This is a genomic window from Streptomyces sp. SCUT-3 (assembly GCF_014083985.1).
Lineage (GTDB): Bacteria > Actinomycetota > Actinomycetes > Streptomycetales > Streptomycetaceae > Streptomyces_H > Streptomyces_H thermolineatus.
The window spans coordinates 1,435,430-1,451,500 of the sequence record NZ_CP046907.1; the positions used below are offsets into that span (position 1 = coordinate 1,435,430).

A 16,071-nucleotide genomic window follows, 5' to 3' on the forward strand; every position below is an offset into this window, starting at 1 on the left:
CGGGGCCTTCGGCGCGCCGGTCACCGGAGCCTGTCCCGGACCTCCCAGCGCAGGTCCAGCGCCGCCCGGTCGCGCCGCAGCCGGGCGTGCCGCGCGTACGCCCCGGCCAGCAGGAACGTCGAGGCGAGCTGCCCCAGCCCGGCGACCGCGGCCACGTTCAGCGGGCCGGCCACCCGGAGCGCCATCAGTCCGGGCGCGGTCACGGCGGCCACGACGTAGGCCAGGTACCACAGCAGGGCGAACGCGGCCGCGGGGAACGCGAACCGCCGGTACCGGCCGCGCAGCTCGCGGAACGCCTCGCCGCGCTGCACCTCCAGGTGGACCGCCGCGCGGTCCGCCCCCCGGTCCGCGGACCGTGCGGGGCGGTGGTCCGGGCCGCGGGCCGCGTCACGGACCCCCGGCCGGGTCCCCGTCCGCCCGTGCCGGGCGCCGGGGGCCCCGAGCACTCCCGGGCGGCTGCGGTCCTGCTCTCCCACCGGTGCCTCCTCGCTTCTCCCACGGGCCCCGGGCCCGGGGCCCGTGGGAGACAGCATGGGGCGGTTCGCGGCCGGCCCGCGCGGGCCGGCCGCGACGTTCACACCATCCGGTGACGGGCGAAGGCCCTCCGCCAGCGGTTCCGGGACCGGTCACACGTCGATGCGGGAGCGGTCCAGGGTCGCGGCGGAGTTGGTGATGAAGTCCTTGCGGGGGGCGACGTCGTTGCCCATCAGCAGGTCGAAGGCTGCCTCGGCGGCCTCGATGTCGCCGATGTTGATCCGGCGCAGGGTGCGGTGGCGCGGGTCCATCGTGGTCTCGGCCAGCTGGTCCGCGTCCATCTCGCCCAGGCCCTTGTAGCGCTGGATCGAGTCCTTGTAGCGGACGCCCTTGCGCTCGAACTCCATCAGCTTGTTGCGCAGCTCGTTGTCGGAGTACGTGTACACGTACTTGTCCTGGCCGCGCTTGGGCTGGACCAGTTCGATGCGGTGCAGCGGGGGGACGGCCGCGAAGACCCGTCCGGCCTCGACCATGGGCCGCATGTACCGCTGGAAGAGGGTGAGGAGCAGGCAGCGGATGTGGCTGCCGTCGACGTCGGCGTCCGTCATCATGACGATCTTGCCGTAGCGGGCCTGGTCGATGTCGAAGGTGCGGCCCGAGCCCGCCCCTATGACCTGGATGATCGCCCCGCACTCGGCGTTCTTGAGCATGTCCGAGACCGAGGACTTCTGGACGTTGAGGATCTTGCCGCGGATGGGCAGCAGCGCCTGGAACTCGGAGTTGCGGGCGACCTTGGCGGTGCCGAGCGCCGAGTCGCCCTCGACGATGAACAGCTCGCTGCGGTCGACGTCGTCGCTGCGGCAGTCGGCGAGCTTGGCCGGCAGCGAGGAGGTCTCCAGGGCCGTCTTGCGGCGCTGGGCCTCCTTGTGCTGGCGGGCGGCGATGCGGGTGCGGGCCGCGGCGACGACCTTGTCCAGCACGGCGCGCGCCTGCTGCTTGTCGTCGCGCCTGGTGGAGGTCAGGAACGCCTTGAGCTCCTTGGAGACGACGGCGGCCACGATGCGCGAGGCCGCGGAGGTGCCGAGCACCTCCTTGGTCTGGCCCTCGAACTGCGGCTCGGCCAGGCGGACGGTGACCACCGCGGTCATGCCCTCCATGGCGTCGTCCTTGACCACGTCGTCCTCGGCGACGCGCAGCAGCTTCGCCGAGCGCAGCACCTCGTTGACGGTGCGGGTCACGGCCCGCTCGAAGCCGGCGACGTGGGTGCCGCCCTTGGGGGTGGCGATGATGTTGACGAAGGAGCGCACCGTGGTGTCGTAGCCGGTGCCCCAGCGCAGCGCGATGTCGACGCCCAGGGTCCGGGTGACCTCGGTGGGCGTCATGTGGCCGCGGTCGTCCAGGACCGGGACGGTCTCCTTGAAGGTGCCCTCGCCGGTCAGGCGCAGGGTGTCGCAGACAGCCCTGTCCTGGGCGAGGTACTCGCAGAACTCGCTGATGCCGCCGTCGTAGTGGAAGGTCTCCGCCGCGGGCGGGGCGCCGTCGACGCCGCGCTCGTCGCGGACGACGATGGTCAGGCCCGGGACCAGGAAGGCCGTCTGGCGGGCGCGGGCGTGCAGGGTCTCCAGGTCGAGCCGGGCGTCCTTGAGGAAGATCTGGCGGTCGGCCCAGTAGCGCACGCGGGTACCGGTGCGGGCCTTGGCGATCTTCTTCGTCCTGCGCAGGCCGCCGGTCGCCTCGAAGGGCGCGTCGGCGCCGGAGGCGGCGAAGGCGCCGGGCACGCCCCGGCGGAAGCTGACGGCGTGGGTGTGGCCCCCGCGGTCCACCTCGACGTCGAGGCGGGCGGAGAGGGCGTTGACGACCGAGGCGCCGACGCCGTGCAGGCCGCCGGAGGCGGCGTAGGAGCCGCCGCCGAACTTGCCGCCCGCGTGCAGCTTGGTCATGACGACCTCGACGCCGGACAGGCCCGTCTTGGGTTCGACGTCGACGGGGATGCCGCGGCCGTTGTCGCGGACCTCGACCGACCCGTCGCCGTGCAGGAGGACCTCGATGTGGTCGCAGTACCCGCCGAGGGCCTCGTCCACGGCGTTGTCGATGATCTCCCACAGGCAGTGCATCAGGCCGCGGCTGTCCGTGGAGCCGATGTACATGCCGGGGCGCTTGCGCACCGCTTCGAGGCCTTCGAGGACGAGCAGGTGCCGCGCGGTGTAGTTGGAGCCGTCGCGGTCCGCCCCGGTCAGCAGAGCGGTGGACGACGGCACGGTCGTTTCGGCGGTCACGCGGGCAGCTCCTCGAGAAGGTACGGATGGGTCGCCGGTGAGCAGGGTACCCAGGGCCGCACCGGGCGGGTGCGCCGCGACCCGGTAAGGGCCTATGCTAGTACCTGATCGAGCATGCGTTCGATGGCTCCCCCGGCTGATACGGATATCACGTTCCCCTCGGAGGCATGAACCGTCTAGGCTCCGGGCACGTCCTCCTCAACGACGGTGACAGGACCACCGGCGCGACAGGACCGACACGAAGAAGCCAAGACGACAAATCGGACTAAGGCCCCATTCGCCGCCAACCGGCATCATCCAACCTCCTCGGGAACGAATTTCGAGGAAAAGCCACGAGCGGGAACGTTTTCGGCCTGGTTGGATGTTGACCCTGGTACGACAGCTCGTCGAGCTAGAGAAGAGGCGACGTGACTACAGTTCTCACCCCCGCGAGCCCGCTGACCGCAGCCGACCGTTGCGACCGCTGCGGCGCCCAGGCCTACCTGCGCGTCGTCCTGGTCAGTGGCGGCGAACTGCTCTTCTGCGCCCACCACGGGCGCAAGTTCGAGCCCGAACTGAAGAAGATCGCAGCGGAAATACAGGACGAGACCGGCCGGCTGCACGCCACCTCGGCGTCTGCCGGGGACGACTGACACGACCACATCGCATCCGACGACGAGCTCGGACCGGTTACCAGGGCCGGAGATTCCAGGAGGGCGGCCACCCCGGCAAGGGGTGGCCGCCCTCCTCGTCGTCCCGCTCCTCACAGTTGCGGGTCCAGCACCCTGCGCATCCCGGCGATGCGCGTGTAGACCCCCGGGTGGTCGGGGTCCGCGCAGCCGGCACCCCAGGAGACCAGCCCCACCAGGCGCCCCCCGGCGATCAGCGGCCCCCCGCTGTCCCCCTGGCAGGCGTCGCGCCCGCCCTGCGGATCACCCGCGCACAGCATGCTCGCGGGCGAGTAGGCGCTGCCCGCGCCGCTCGGATAGGCCTGCTCGCACACCGGGTCGTCCAGCACCCTGACCCGGGCCGCCCGCAGCACCTCGGAGTAGGTCCCGCGCCCCGTGGTGTCCCCCCAGCCGTAGACCGCGGCGGGCGTCCCCGGCGCCTGGGCCGCGTCCCCCGGCCGCGCCATCGGCAGCGTCCAGCCGGCCGGCAGCGCCTCGTCGAGGGTCAGGACGGCGACGTCGCCCCGGTGGTTCCAGGTGTTGTAGTCGGGGTTGACCCACAGCCGGCGGACCCCGACCTCCCTGCCCCCGTCCGTGCTCAGCCGGGTGCGGCCCGCGACCACCGTCAACTCCCCCGCACCGATGCTGGTGGGACCCATGATCCCGCCCTCGAAGCAGTGTGCGGCGGTGACGACCTTGTCCGGGGCGACGAGGGCCCCTCCGCAGAACTGTCCCGACCGGGCCGTACCGAACCGCGAACGGCTCGAGAGCGCCACCACCCAGGGATGGTCGGCGGTGCTGACGCTCTCACCGCCCACGATCACCGGGCGGCCCTCGGCCGGGGTGGCGAGCACGAGGGGAGCGGCCACCGAAGCCGCGGCGGTGACCGCACCGATCGCCCTGCGGAACACGGAACCCAAGACAGCCTCCTGACGGTGCGGAACCAAGCGGACACCCAGAGTATCGGGACCGGCGCCGCGACGCGCCCGGCACACTGCGGCACCGCACGGCTCGGGCCCGGAACCCCGCCTGGGTTCCGGGCCCGAGCCGTGACGGCGTGCGGTGCTCGCGCGAATGCCCGAAGGCCTAGTCCAGGTAGTCGCGCAGGACCTGCGAGCGGGACGGGTGGCGCAGCTTGGACATGGTCTTGGACTCGATCTGGCGGATGCGCTCACGGGTGACCCCGTAGACCTTGCCGATCTCGTCCAGCGTCTTGGGCTGCCCGTCGGTGAGGCCGAAGCGCATGGACACCACGCCCGCCTCGCGCTCGGAGAGCGTGTCCAGGACGGAGTGCAACTGCTCCTGGAGCAGGGTGAAGCTCACCGCGTCGGCCGGAACGACGGCCTCGGAGTCCTCGATGAGGTCTCCGAACTCGCTGTCGCCGTCCTCGCCGAGCGGGGTGTGCAGCGAGATGGGCTCGCGGCCGTACTTCTGGACCTCGATGACCTTCTCCGGGGTCATGTCGAGTTCCTTGGCCAGCTCCTCCGGGGTGGGCTCGCGGCCCAGGTCCTGGAGCATCTGGCGCTGCACGCGGGCGAGCTTGTTGATGACCTCGACCATGTGCACCGGGATGCGGATGGTGCGGGCCTGGTCGGCCATGGCGCGGGTGATCGCCTGCCGGATCCACCAGGTGGCATAGGTGGAGAACTTGTAGCCCTTGGTGTAGTCGAACTTCTCCACCGCGCGGATCAGGCCGAGGTTGCCCTCCTGGATGAGGTCCAGGAAGAGCATGCCGCGGCCGGTGTAGCGCTTGGCCAAGGAGACCACCAGGCGGAGGTTGGCCTCCAGCAGGTGGTTCTTGGCGCGGCGGCCGTCCTCGGCGATGATCTCCAGCTCGCGCTTGAGCTTGGGGGCGAGTTTGTCGGAGTTGGCGAGCTTGTCCTCGGCGAACAGGCCGGCCTCGATGCGCTTGGCGAGCTCGACCTCCTGCTCCGCGTTGAGCAGGGGCACCTTGCCGATCTGCTTGAGGTAGTCCTTGACCGGGTCCGCCGTGGCACCGGCCGCGGCGACCTGCTGGGCCGGGGCGTCGTCCTCGTCGTCGTCGGAGAGGACGAAGCCCTCGGACTCGGGCTTGTCGGAGGCGCCCGCCCCCTCGCCGGGCTTGCCGGCCAGCGCGGCGTCGTCGAGCAGCTCCTCGCCCTCGAGCAGCTCGTCGGCGTCCTTCTTGGCGGTCTTGCGGGCGGTGGTCTTCTTGGCCGCCGTCTTCTTCGCCGTCGTCGTCTTCTTCGCGGTGGTCTTCCTGGCCGCCGTCTTCTTGGCAGGCACTGCGGACACCTCCTCCTCCGCCACGGCCTCGGCCGCGTCCTCGACGCCGACGGCGGTGGTACGGGGAGCGACCGTCCTGGCGGGAGCGGTGGTCCTCTTCACCGCCGCGGTCTTCGTCGCCGTGGTCTTGGTGGCGGCGCGTTTGGCCGGGCTCTTCGCTGCGACGCTCTTCCGGGTGCGCTTGGGCGCCTCTGCGGCGCTGACCATCAGCGTCACGCCCTCCTCGTCGAGGACCTGGTTGAGGCTGCGCAGAACGTTCTTCCACTGGGTTGGCGGAATCTGGTCGGCCTCGAAGGCCCGACGCACGTCATCGCCGGCGATCTGCCCCTGAGCCTTGCCCCGCTCGATCAGCGCCGTCAAAGACTCGGACTCGGCGATCTCCGGCGGAAGGGTACGGGATGTGCTGGCCGACACGAACAACCTCTCGGAACGTTGGGAACGACTCCCGACCCCTGGTGCTGCCCGCGCTGACATCAGCGGTCGTCGCGTCCGGGACGGGTCGGTCTTGGACTGGTCTCCGGCCTAGTAGGCCGGTGGCACGGGCGGAGCCGCGTAGCAACACAGCATTGTGACACTTCACCTGTATTCCTCGATCGGCTACCACCTCTTAGGTCATCGCGCCTGCCCTTCAAGTGTTACGCAGGTCTTCAGTGGTCCGAGTCACACCGCACATCCGGGCGAAAGCCGCCCTTCTCCTCTTACCCGCACACTCCAGACGCAGCGGCCGCGGGCGGGGGCGCGGCCGCGGACACGGCCACGGCCATCCGCACGTGCGACCGCCGCCGGACCCGGGGAGGTCCGACGGCGGTCGCACGTGCGGATGGGCGCGGGAGGAGCCGGCGGTCAGTGCTCGCGGGGGGCGGGGACCACGTGGTCGACCTCGGGGTGGACGGTGAGCAGTGCGCGCATCGCGGTCTCGGCGGCACCCGCGTCGCCCGCGGCGAGGGCGTCGACCAGGCGGAGGTGGCCCGCGACGCAGGTCTCGGTGACGCGGTCGCAGCCGAGGGCCGGGGCGCCGGAGACCTGAAGGGCGGAGGAAACGATGCCCGAGAGGTGGTCCAGCATCCGGTTGCCGGCCGCCTGCAGGAGCACTCCGTGGAACTCGGCGTCGGCCCGGGAGAAGGTGACGGCGTCGCCCTGTCCGACGGCGTGCCCCATGATCTCCACCATGTCGGCGAGGCGCTGGCGGCCCTCGGCGCGGCCGTGGCCCGCGGCGAGCCGGGCCGCGAGGGGCTCGATGGCCGCGCGGAGCTCGAAGAGTTCCCGGCGCTGGTCCTCGCGCTGGGGGCCGAACGCGCGCCACTCGATGATGTCGGGGTCGAGGAGGTTCCAGTCGCTGACCGGCCGGACCCGGGTGCCGACGTTGGGGCGCGCGCTGACGAGCCCCTTGGCCTCCAGGACCCGCAAGGACTCGCGGACGACGGTGCGGGAGACCTCGAAGCGCTGGCCGATCTCCTCGGGCACCAGCGGACGGTCCGCCCCCAGGTCCCCGGAGACGATCATCTGGCCGAGCTGCTGGACGAGCTGGCCGTGCAGTCCGCGTCCGCGGCCGGCACCGGTTCGGCGGCCGATGCCGCCCATCCCGCGGTCCGGGGCCTCCCAGGAGGCGGAGCCCGGCCGCTCCGGCCCGGGGGCGCCTTCGGGCCGGGGGCGCCGGTCGGTGCCGGCCGAAGCGGGGAGGCCGGCGTCGGCGGAGCGGCCCGCGTTCATCATGGTCTGCGCAAGGGTGTTCACGCATCCTTTGTCGGCGATGCCTCCGAATGCCTTGAGGGCTTTGCTGAAAAGCACACGAAAGGGTGATCGCTCCCCCACCCACAATTGACGACTTATCGTGTCAAAGCGGACGCAAATGCTCTTCAGGGGGCGGGACAGGCCCGGACGCCTCCCGGGCCGGGCGGCCACCCGGCCGGGCCCCGGAGGGGCGCCGGAGGAACACCGGGGCCCGTCAGACCTCGGGCCGCAGCATCGGCGGATTCAGGACGGTGGCACCGCCGGCCCGGAACAGCTGGGCGGGACGTCCGCCCTGGCGGGTGGTGGTGCCGCCCGCGGGGACGAGGAAACCGGGCGTGCCGGTCACCTTGCGGTGGAAGTTGCGCGGGTCCAGGGCGACCCCCCACACCGCCTCGTACACCCGGCGCAGCTCGCCGACGGTGAACTCCTCGGGGCAGAAGGCCGTCGCCAGCGACGAGTACTCGATCTTGGAGCGGGCCCGCTCGACCCCGTCGGCCAGGATCTGCGCGTGGTCGAAGGCCAGCGGCACGGCCTGCTGCCCCGCGTGGCCCAGCAACTCCTCAACCGGCGCCCAGCGGACACTGCGTGCGTCCCCTCCCGCGCGGGGCGCAGGCAGGTCGGGGGCGAGGACCAGGTGCGCGACGCTGACCACCCGCATCCTCGGATCCCGGTCGGGGTGGCCGTAGGTGGCGAGCTGCTCCAGGTGCGCCTCCTTCCCCGCCGCTCCCGCATCGCCGGGCTGCTGGGCGCGCAGCCCGGTCTCCTCCGCGAGCTCGCGGGCTGCGGCCTCGGCCAGGTCCTCCTCGGGCCGCACGAAGCCGCCGGGCAGGGCCCAGCAGCCCTGGAAGGGCGGCTCGCCGCGGCGTACCGCCAGTGCGCACAGGGCGTGCTCGCGCACGGTGAGCACGACCAGGTCGACGGTCACGGCGAAGGGCGCAAAAGCCGACGGGTCGTAGGGAGGCATGGCGTGATCATAGTCGTCCTCCTGACGATAAAAAGGGGGTTCCACGCCGCTCCCCGGCGATTCCGCGCCGACCGCTCCACCCGCCCCGGGAGCCCGCGGGCCCGGCGGCGGCGGGGCCCGGTGCGGCGGATACCGTCGCGGACGGGCCGAGTGCCGCCGTGACCGAGGAGGAGACCTTGTCCGTGTTCCGTCGACCGGGGGTCGTACTGACCGACCACACCTTCAACGTGCCCCTGGACCACCGCGATCCCGCCGGAGAGCGGATCGAGGTGTACGCCCGCGAGGTGGTGGCCGCGGGACGCGAGGAGGAGCAGCTGCCGTGGCTGCTCTTCCTGCAGGGAGGCCCCGGGGGCAGGTCCCCCCGGCCGTCGGCCCGGGAGGGCTGGCCCGCCCGGGCCCTGGACGACTACCGGGTGCTGCTGCTGGACCAGCGCGGCACCGGCCGCTCGACGCCCGCGAACCGGCAGACGGTGCCGCTGCGGGGAGGCCCCGAGCAGCAGGCCGCCTACCTGGCGCACTTCCGGGCCGACTCGATCGTCCGGGACGCCGAGCTGATCCGGCGCGCCCTGCTGGGCGAGGACGGCAGGTGGAGCCTGCTGGGGCAGAGCTTCGGCGGCTTCTGCGCGCTGACCTACCTGTCGCTGGCCCCCGAGGGGCTGCGGGAGGTCATGATCACCGGCGGCCTGGCCGGCCTGGGGCGCGACGCGCACGAGGTCTACCGGGCGGCGTACCCGCGGGTGGAGCGCAAGAACGAGAGGTACTACCGGGACTTCCCCCAGGACGTGGCGGCGGTGCGGCGGATCGCCGCGCACCTGCTGCGGGCGCAGAAGGCCGGGGAGCCGGTGCGGCTGCCGGACGGCGGACTGCTGACCGTGGAGGCGTTCCAGTCGCTGGGGATGCTGCTGGGCACCGCCTCCGGCCCGGCCGTCCTGCACTACCTGCTGGAGGACGCCTGGGTGCCCGGCGCGGACGGCCCGGAGCTGTCGGACACGTTCCTGGCAGGGGTGCAGGCACAGCTGTCCTTCGCCTCCAACCCGCTGTACGCGGTGCTGCACGAGTCCATCTACGGCCAGGGCGCGTCGACGGGATGGGCGGCGCAGCAGGTGCGGGGGGAGTTCCCGCGCTTCGACGCGGCACGGGCGCTGGAGGGGGACGCTCCGGTGTTCTTCACCGGCGAGATGATCTACCCGTGGATGTTCGGGGCCGACCCCGCCCTCGGCCCCCTGGAGGAGGCGGCGCACCTGCTGGCCTCGCGCGAGGACTGGCCGCCGCTGTACGACGCGGGCCGGCTCGCGGAGAACACGGTGCCGGTGGCCGCGGCGGTCTACCACGACGACATGTACGTCGACACCGCGCACTCGCTGGAGACCGCCGCGGCGGTGCGGGGACTGCGGACCTGGGTCACCGACGAGTTCGAGCACGACGGCCTGCGGGCCGACGGGGACCGGGTGCTGGGCCGACTGATCGCGATGGTGCGCGGGCAGGTCTGAGAGGGCCCGCGCGGCCGGCGCGGCGGGGCGGGCCGGGGCGGCGGGGCAGGCCGGCGCGGCGGGGCGGGCCGGGGCGGCAGGGCGGGCCGGGCTCACCCCCGCTCCCGCGTCTCGCGCCGCTGCCGCTCCTCGCGCAGGCAGCGGCGCAGCGGCTCGGGGTCCAGGCCGCTGTTGCACGCCTGGTGCAGCAGCCTGGCGAAGGTGTACTCGGGGTCGGCCTCCAGGGCCCGGACGAAGGCGACCCGGGCCGCCGGCTCGTCGCCGCAGGCCCAGCAGACCCAGCCGGCCAGGGTCAGCGGGGCCGCGGCGTGGCCGGAGTAGGCGCCCGTGCAGCGCCGGGCCAGGGCGCGCCACAGGCGCAGCGCCGCACCGGCGTCGGGTTGCTCCACCCACTCCGCGGCCCGGTCCCGCGCCACGCGGTCCTGCAGTCCGAGGACCAGGCGGGCCGCCTGTGCGGGGGTGAGGAGGGCGTCGTCGTGGCGGTCGGCCTCGTCGTCGGTGCAGGAGGGCGGCGGCGGGCCTGCCCGGAAGCGGTCGAGCACCGCGGCGAGAGCCGCCACGGTCTCCTCCACGAGTCCCCCCGGCCCGCCGTCCCCGCCCCCGTTCCCCTCCCCCTCTCCGTCTCCGTCCCCGGACAGGAGGCGGGGGAGGAGGACGGCGCAGGCGCGGTCCAGGGCTGTCTCCTGGATCCGGTCGTGCGGGGGCGGCAGCGGCTCGAAGCGGGCGGCCATCTGCTTGAGGGAGCCCTGCACCCGGATCCCGGCGAAGGCCGCGGCCGCGGCCATCACGGAGGTGCCGCCGGATCCGAGCTCGGTGCCCTCGGCGGGGCAGCACCCGGTGTCCGGGCAGACGTAGGACCACCACCGCCCGCCGCTGACGCACAGGGCCTCGGGAACGGGCACGTCCAGGGCCCCGCAGGCGGTGCGCAGGGCCTGGGCGAGTGGCCTCAACCGCTCCGCCGTCCGCGCCGGCGGGGTGCCCGGCGGCGGGTCCTGGCACAGGAAGACCAGGATCCCGTCGGGCTGCCGGCCGCGCGCCCGCGCCCCCTCGACGAAGCAGGTGGTGAGCTGCCGGGCGGCCTCGGGCCACTCGCCGGCGTCCTCGGGGATCGCCAGCCGCAGCCGCCCGCCGAAGCGGCTCCGGTCGCCGTGCAGGGCGACCAGGACGATCGAGTCGTCCGGGTGGAAGCCCATCAGGTACGGGAGGGCCTCGGCGAGCTCTCCGGGGCTGCGCAGGGTGACGCGGGGGCCTTCGGCGTGCGGGGGGAGGGGTGTGCTGTGTCATGCCCCGACGGTGCCGTTGCGGGGCGGCCCGTGGGGGCCCGCGGCACGGATCTGTGGACGCGGCGGCGACCGCCCACGACCCCTTCCCCCGATAGTGGTACTTCGGGGCGCGGGGTTGACGTCGGTCCACAGGGCTTTGGCCGTTGTCGGTGCGGGGCGGTTGGATGGAGGGCATGAACGACGCACTCCGCTCCGCCGCCGACGCCGTGCTGTGCCGGCTGGTCGGCTCCACCGACGGCACCGCCCGGCTGCGCGAGGACCAGTGGCGGGCGATCGAGGCACTGGTGGACCAGGGGCGGCGGGCCCTGGTGGTGCAGCGCACGGGCTGGGGCAAATCGGCGGTGTACTTCGTGGCCACCGCCCTGCTGCGCGAGCGCGGCAGCGGGCCGACGGTGATCGTCTCACCGCTGCTGGCCCTGATGCGCAACCAGATCGAGGCCGCCGAGCGGGCCGGCATCCGGGCCCGGACCATCAACTCCGCCAACACCGAGGAGTGGGAGGCGGTGCAGGCCGAGGTGCTTGCCGGCCGGGTCGACGTCCTGCTGGTCAGCCCGGAGCGGCTGAACAACCCCGACTTCCGCGACCAGGTGCTGCCCGCGCTCGCCGCCTCCACCGGGCTGCTGGTGGTCGACGAGGCGCACTGCATCTCCGACTGGGGCCACGACTTCCGCCCCGACTACCGGCGCCTGCGCACCATGCTCTCCGAACTGCGGCCGGGGGTACCGGTGCTGGCCACCACGGCCACCGCGAACGCACGGGTCACCGCCGACGTCGCCGAGCAACTGGGCACCGGCACCGGGCAGGACGGGGACGGCTCCGCCCTGGTGCTGCGCGGCTCCCTGGAGCGGGACAGCCTCGGCCTGGGAGTCCTGGCCCTGCCCGACGCGCCCCGGCGGCTGGCCTGGCTGGCCGACCACCTCGACGAGCTGCCGGGCTCGGGCATCGTCTACACCCTGACCGTGGCCGCGGCCGAGGAGGTCACCGCCTTCCTGCGGCAGTGCGGGCACACCGTGGCCTCCTACTCCGGCCGCACCGAGGACGCCGACCGGCGCGCCGCCGAGGCGGACCTGCTGGCAAACCGGGTCAAGGCCCTGGTGGCCACCTCCGCGCTCGGCATGGGATTCGACAAGCCCGACCTCGGGTTCGTGGTCCACCTGGGCTCCCCCGCCTCCCCCATCGCCTACTACCAGCAGGTCGGACGGGCCGGGCGCGGCGTCGACCGGGCGGACGTGCTGCTGCTGCCCGGCAAGGAGGACGAGGCGATCTGGCAGTACTTCGCCTCCCTCGCCTTCCCCGCGGAGGAGCAGGTGCGGCGCACCCTCGACGTGCTGGCCGCGTCCGACCGGCCGGTGTCCACCGCCGCGCTGGAGGCCAGGGTCGACCTGCGCCGCTCCCGCCTGGAGACGATGCTCAAGGTGCTGGACGTCGACGGGGCGGTCCGCCGCGTCAAGGGCGGCTGGACGTACACCGGGCAGCCGTGGTCCTACGACGCGGAACGGTACGCCCGGGTGGCCCGGCAGCGCGAGACGGAGCAGCAGGCGATGCGCGAGTACGCGCGCACCACCGGGTGCCGGATGGAGTTCCTGCGGCGCCAGTTGGACGACGAGCAGGCCGCGCCGTGCGGCCGGTGCGACAACTGCGCGGGCGCGCGGTTCTCCACCGAGGTCTCCCCCCGGACCCTGGACGCGGCCCGGTCCGCGCTGGGCCGGCCCGGGACGGAGGTCGAGCCTCGCCGGATGTGGCCCACCGGACTGCCCGCGATCGGCGTGGAGTTGAAGGGCAGGATCCCCGCGGACGAGCAGGCGCTCCCGGGGCGGGCGCTGGGCCGGCTGTCCGACATCGGCTGGGGCAACCGGCTGCGGCCGCTGCTCGCCGAGGGCGCCGCGGACGCGCCGGTGGCGCCGGACGTGGTCGACGCGGTGGTGCGGGTACTGGCCGACTGGGCCAAGGGGCCCGGTGGTTGGGCGAGCGGCGAGCCCGGCGCGGTGCAGCGCCCGGCCGGCGTGGTCACCGTCGCGTCCGTGTCCAGGCCGCAGTTGGTCGGTTCGCTGGGCCGGCGGATCGCCGAGGTGGGCCGGATGCCGCTGCTGGGCGAGGTGGAACTCACGGAGGAGGCCGCGGGGAGGAGACTGCCGCGCAGCAACAGCGCGCAGCGGGTGAGGGCGCTGCACGAGGCGTTCGCCGTTCCCCCCGGCCTGGCCGCGGCCCTGGAGGAGGCCCGGGGGCCGGTGCTGCTGGTGGACGACTTCGCCGACACCGGGTGGACCCTGGCGGTGGCCGCCCGGCTGCTGCGCCGGGCCGGGGCCGCCGGAGTACTGCCGCTGGTGCTCGCCGTCCAGGGATGAGGCGGTGAACGGCCGTTGAACCTCCGGCCACCGTCCGGAGAACGGGACGGCGGCGCGAAACCGGGGGAATCTATGCGGCGGACCGCCCCATACCGGTCGGCCGCAGTCAATTGCGCATTGCCGCTGCGGGATGCGACGGCAAGAATTGCCGTGTATCCGCAGCCGGCCCCCTCGCGGGGTCCCGGCACCGGCGTGCGCCGGTGCCGGCCCGACGGATGCGCCCACGAAGGGAGGACCGTGTCTTTCGGCTTCGCTCCGGATTCCTCCGGCTCGGCCTCCGGCCAGCTGCGGGCCATCGAGCCCGCCGAGTGGAACAGCGCGGGCATCCCCCTGCTGCGCGATCCGCGCGAAGTGGTCAAGGACCTGCACGCCCGGCACCTCCCCTCCCCCTCGACCGCGGTCGTGGCCGTCTACGACGCCACGGGCCGGCTGGTGGCCAGTGCCTCGTTCGCCGAGCGCTTCGGCGGCACGGACGGCTGGGAGCACCGCAACATGCTGCTGGCGCACCTGCGCCGGGTCGTCCCGCACGACCTGCGGCGGCCGCACCCGGTGCGCACGGCGGTGCTGCTGGTGTGCCGCGAGGGCGAGTCGTCCTGGACCGAGGCCGACGGCGCGTGGATGTGGGGGCTGCGGGACGCCTGCTCCCTGCACGGACTGCGCTGCGGGGCGTACATCACGCTGACTCCCGGGGGCTGGCAGGTGCTCGGGGAGGGTCGGAGCGGACGGAACCCCAACTCCGACACCTGGGCGGAACTGACCGGCAGGTCGCTGGAGATCGGCCCCGCCGAGGGAGCCCCACAGGCGGTCCGCCGGGCCGTCGCCCGCTGACCCGGGCCGGGCTCCTGCCGGGGCGTCGCCGGGGCCGCAGGGCCGGACGCCGACAGGGACACAGGGCCGTGCGCAGGCCTTTCGGACCGGATCAGGAGCGCACGTCGGCTGCGGCACCGGCCGCGGGCGGTGCGGGCCCTCCGGACGAAGGCCGCCCGGGACGAAGACCGCCCGGGCAGGGAAGGAGCCGGCGGCCGCGCAGGGCGGGCCGCCGGCTCCTTCCGACAGGATCAGGCCGGTTCAGGCAGGTTCGGACAGGGGCGGGCCGGTTCAGGCCGGGGCGGGAACCTCGCCCGCCAGGGCCCGCAGGCGCTGCGGATCGCCGCACACGTGCAGCTCCTCGGCCGCTCGGGCCATGGCCGCCGGGAGCGCCGCGGCGGCCTGCTCGTCGGTGCCGCCGTTGACGGCCAGCACCACCACGGCCCGCCGGGCGGCCCGCTCTGCGGTGGCGTGGGCGTAGAAGACGTCACCGCCCTCGTCGAGCTGCTTCCAGTAGGCGTCCTCGCCGAAGGACAGCTCGTGCAGCGCCCAGGGGTGCTGCTCGGCGGTGGTCAGCACCAGGATGTCGCCCGGCGCGCGGCCGGAGTCCAGGAGCCGGTCGACCGTCTCGTCGGCGGTTTCCACCGCGGTGGAGTCGGTGGTCGGCACCAGCTGGACGCGGGCGCCGGCACCGGCGCCCGGGACGGGCGGAGGGGGCGTGGCGGCGGGGGCCGGCGGGCGCGGCGCGCCGGGGCGGCCGGGGCCGGGCCTGGTGCGCGCCGCGGGGCCGCCGCCGGGGGGCGCCGGGCGCGGCGGAGCGGGTCGGGGGCCAGGAGCCGGGACGGGACGGGGCGTCTGCGGGTTACGGGTGCTCCCCGCAGAGCTGCGGGGGCCCGGGACACTCTCGTGGATCTGGGGCTCCTCGGGGGTGAGAGGCATGGGGTGTTGTCTATCAAACGTGGTTCGACCGCGCACCGGCGGGGCTGTCAGAATTCGAACCCCAGCTGTCCGGCCTGCTCGAGGGGCGGGGGCACGGGGGTGCGCTCCTTCTTTAGGTGGCGCCACCGCTCCAGCCCGTCGAGGTAGGACCACGAGAGCCGGTGGTGCGGTGTGGGGCCCAGCTCCTCCAGCGCGGCACGGTGTACCGGTGAGGGGTACCCGGCGTTGTCGCCGAAGGCGAACGATACGTGTTCCAGGCCCAGTTCGGCCATCATTGCGTCACGCCGGACCTTGGCCAGAACTGAGGCGGCGGCGACGCACACGCAACTGCGGTCGCCCTTGACCACCGTACGCACCCGCCAGGGGTCGCCGAGGTAGTCGTGCTTGCCGTCGAGGACGACGGCGTCCGGGCGGACCGGTAGGGCCTCGAGCGCGCGGACCGCGGCGAGCCGCAGGGCCGCGGTCATGCCCATCTCGTCGATCTCCTGCGGCGACGCGTGCCCGAGGGCGTGCGCGTCGACCCAGTCCTCCAGTTCCGCCGCGAGCTCGACGCGGCGGCGGGGGGTGAGCAGCTTGGAGTCCGTGAGCCCGGCGGGCGGCCTGCGCAGGCCGGTGACGGCCGCGCAGACGGTGACCGGTCCGGCCCACGCCCCGCGGCCCACCTCGTCGACACCGGCGACGACCTTGGCGCCGCAGGTGGCCCGGAGGGAGCGCTCGACGCTGTGGGTGGGAGGTTCGAAGGGCATGACAGGGCCAAGATTACGCCCCGGAGCGGGGCCCGGCCGCACCGGTCCCCGCTCCGGAACCCGGCCCCTGCCCCAGGGCCCCGGAGGTGCGGGACCGGGGGCGC

The 16,071-nt window shown here is 74.0% G+C and carries 13 protein-coding genes; 4 read left to right on the forward strand and 9 right to left on the reverse strand.

All coding sequences use genetic code 11. The features are described from left to right. Positions 1-20: 20 nt before the first annotated feature. Both GQS52_RS06255 and GQS52_RS06260 read right to left on the reverse strand, forming a co-directional pair. Positions 21-533 carry a DUF485 domain-containing protein gene (locus GQS52_RS06255; protein ID WP_182312164.1) on the reverse strand — a complete coding sequence of 171 codons (513 nt, stop codon included), beginning with the start codon at positions 531-533 and terminating at the stop codon, positions 21-23. 93 nt (positions 534-626) lie between these two features. Then, complete coding sequence (locus tag GQS52_RS06260; protein WP_182312168.1) at positions 627-2,750, reverse strand: DNA topoisomerase IV subunit B; 2,124 nt, start codon at positions 2,748-2,750, stop codon at positions 627-629. A gap of 407 nt (positions 2,751-3,157) precedes the next feature. Between GQS52_RS06260 and GQS52_RS06265 the strand changes: the two genes are divergently transcribed. After that, positions 3,158-3,382, forward strand: a complete 225-nt coding sequence (locus tag GQS52_RS06265) for a hypothetical protein (protein WP_182312171.1) — start codon at positions 3,158-3,160, stop codon at positions 3,380-3,382. 110 nt (positions 3,383-3,492) lie between these two features. Here GQS52_RS06265 and GQS52_RS06270 read toward each other — a convergent pair whose 3' ends face one another. The 4 genes from GQS52_RS06270 to GQS52_RS06285 all read right to left on the reverse strand — a co-directional run bounded on the left by GQS52_RS06270 (position 3,493) and on the right by GQS52_RS06285 (position 8,357). Beyond that, entirely contained in the window at positions 3,493-4,266 is a 774-nt protein-coding gene (locus tag GQS52_RS06270; RefSeq protein WP_259371053.1) for a serine protease, read from the reverse strand. A gap of 217 nt (positions 4,267-4,483) precedes the next feature. Then, positions 4,484-6,076 carry an RNA polymerase sigma factor gene (locus tag GQS52_RS06275; protein WP_259370623.1) on the reverse strand — a complete coding sequence of 531 codons (1,593 nt, stop codon included), beginning with the start codon at positions 6,074-6,076 and terminating at the stop codon, positions 4,484-4,486. Positions 6,077-6,505: 429 nt separating this feature from the next. Further along, entirely contained in the window at positions 6,506-7,450 is a 945-nt protein-coding gene (locus tag GQS52_RS06280) for an FCD domain-containing protein (protein ID WP_275946455.1), read from the reverse strand. A gap of 157 nt (positions 7,451-7,607) precedes the next feature. Next, complete coding sequence (locus GQS52_RS06285) at positions 7,608-8,357, reverse strand: NUDIX domain-containing protein (RefSeq protein ID WP_182312183.1); 750 nt, start codon at positions 8,355-8,357, stop codon at positions 7,608-7,610. A 176-nt stretch (positions 8,358-8,533) separates the two neighbouring features. On the opposite strand from GQS52_RS06285, the gene GQS52_RS06290 reads away from it, so the two are divergent. Then, positions 8,534-9,847 (forward strand): alpha/beta fold hydrolase, encoded by a 1,314-nt coding sequence (locus tag GQS52_RS06290; protein ID WP_182312185.1) that lies wholly within the window; start codon positions 8,534-8,536, stop codon positions 9,845-9,847. Between the two features lie 92 nt (positions 9,848-9,939). Here GQS52_RS06290 and GQS52_RS06295 read toward each other — a convergent pair whose 3' ends face one another. Next, entirely contained in the window at positions 9,940-11,040 is a 1,101-nt protein-coding gene (locus GQS52_RS06295) for a DUF4192 domain-containing protein (protein ID WP_182312188.1), read from the reverse strand. Between the two features lie 263 nt (positions 11,041-11,303). On the opposite strand from GQS52_RS06295, the gene GQS52_RS06300 reads away from it, so the two are divergent. Both GQS52_RS06300 and GQS52_RS06305 read left to right on the forward strand, forming a co-directional pair. After that, the gene (locus GQS52_RS06300) at positions 11,304-13,475 is read left to right on the forward strand and encodes a DEAD/DEAH box helicase (RefSeq protein WP_182312191.1); all 2,172 of its coding nucleotides are present in this window, start codon (positions 11,304-11,306) and stop codon (positions 13,473-13,475) included. Between the two features lie 237 nt (positions 13,476-13,712). Beyond that, entirely contained in the window at positions 13,713-14,303 is a 591-nt protein-coding gene (locus GQS52_RS06305) for a hypothetical protein (protein ID WP_182312193.1), read from the forward strand. Positions 14,304-14,573: 270 nt separating this feature from the next. Here GQS52_RS06305 and GQS52_RS28375 read toward each other — a convergent pair whose 3' ends face one another. Both GQS52_RS28375 and GQS52_RS06315 read right to left on the reverse strand, forming a co-directional pair. Further along, complete coding sequence (locus GQS52_RS28375) at positions 14,574-14,951, reverse strand: hypothetical protein (protein ID WP_346268226.1); 378 nt, start codon at positions 14,949-14,951, stop codon at positions 14,574-14,576. Positions 14,952-15,268: 317 nt separating this feature from the next. Continuing rightward, the gene (locus GQS52_RS06315) at positions 15,269-15,967 is read right to left on the reverse strand and encodes a ribonuclease HII (RefSeq protein ID WP_182312197.1); all 699 of its coding nucleotides are present in this window, start codon (positions 15,965-15,967) and stop codon (positions 15,269-15,271) included. Positions 15,968-16,071 lie beyond the last annotated feature (104 nt).

What these genes read in the sequence shown, in the direction of transcription:
- GQS52_RS06255 (WP_182312164.1), bottom strand. Translation starts at nt 533, where the DNA reads ATGCTGTCTCCCACGGGCCCCGGGCCCGGGGCCCGTGGGAGAAGCGAG.
- GQS52_RS06285 (WP_182312183.1), bottom strand. Translation starts at nt 8,357, where the DNA reads ATGCCTCCCTACGACCCGTCGGCTTTTGCGCCCTTCGCCGTGACCGTC.
- GQS52_RS06295 (WP_182312188.1), bottom strand. Translation starts at nt 11,040, where the DNA reads ATGGGCTTCCACCCGGACGACTCGATCGTCCTGGTCGCCCTGCACGGC.
- GQS52_RS06300 (WP_182312191.1), top strand. Translation starts at nt 11,304, where the DNA reads ATGAACGACGCACTCCGCTCCGCCGCCGACGCCGTGCTGTGCCGGCTG.
- GQS52_RS06315 (WP_182312197.1), bottom strand. Translation starts at nt 15,967, where the DNA reads ATGCCCTTCGAACCTCCCACCCACAGCGTCGAGCGCTCCCTCCGGGCC.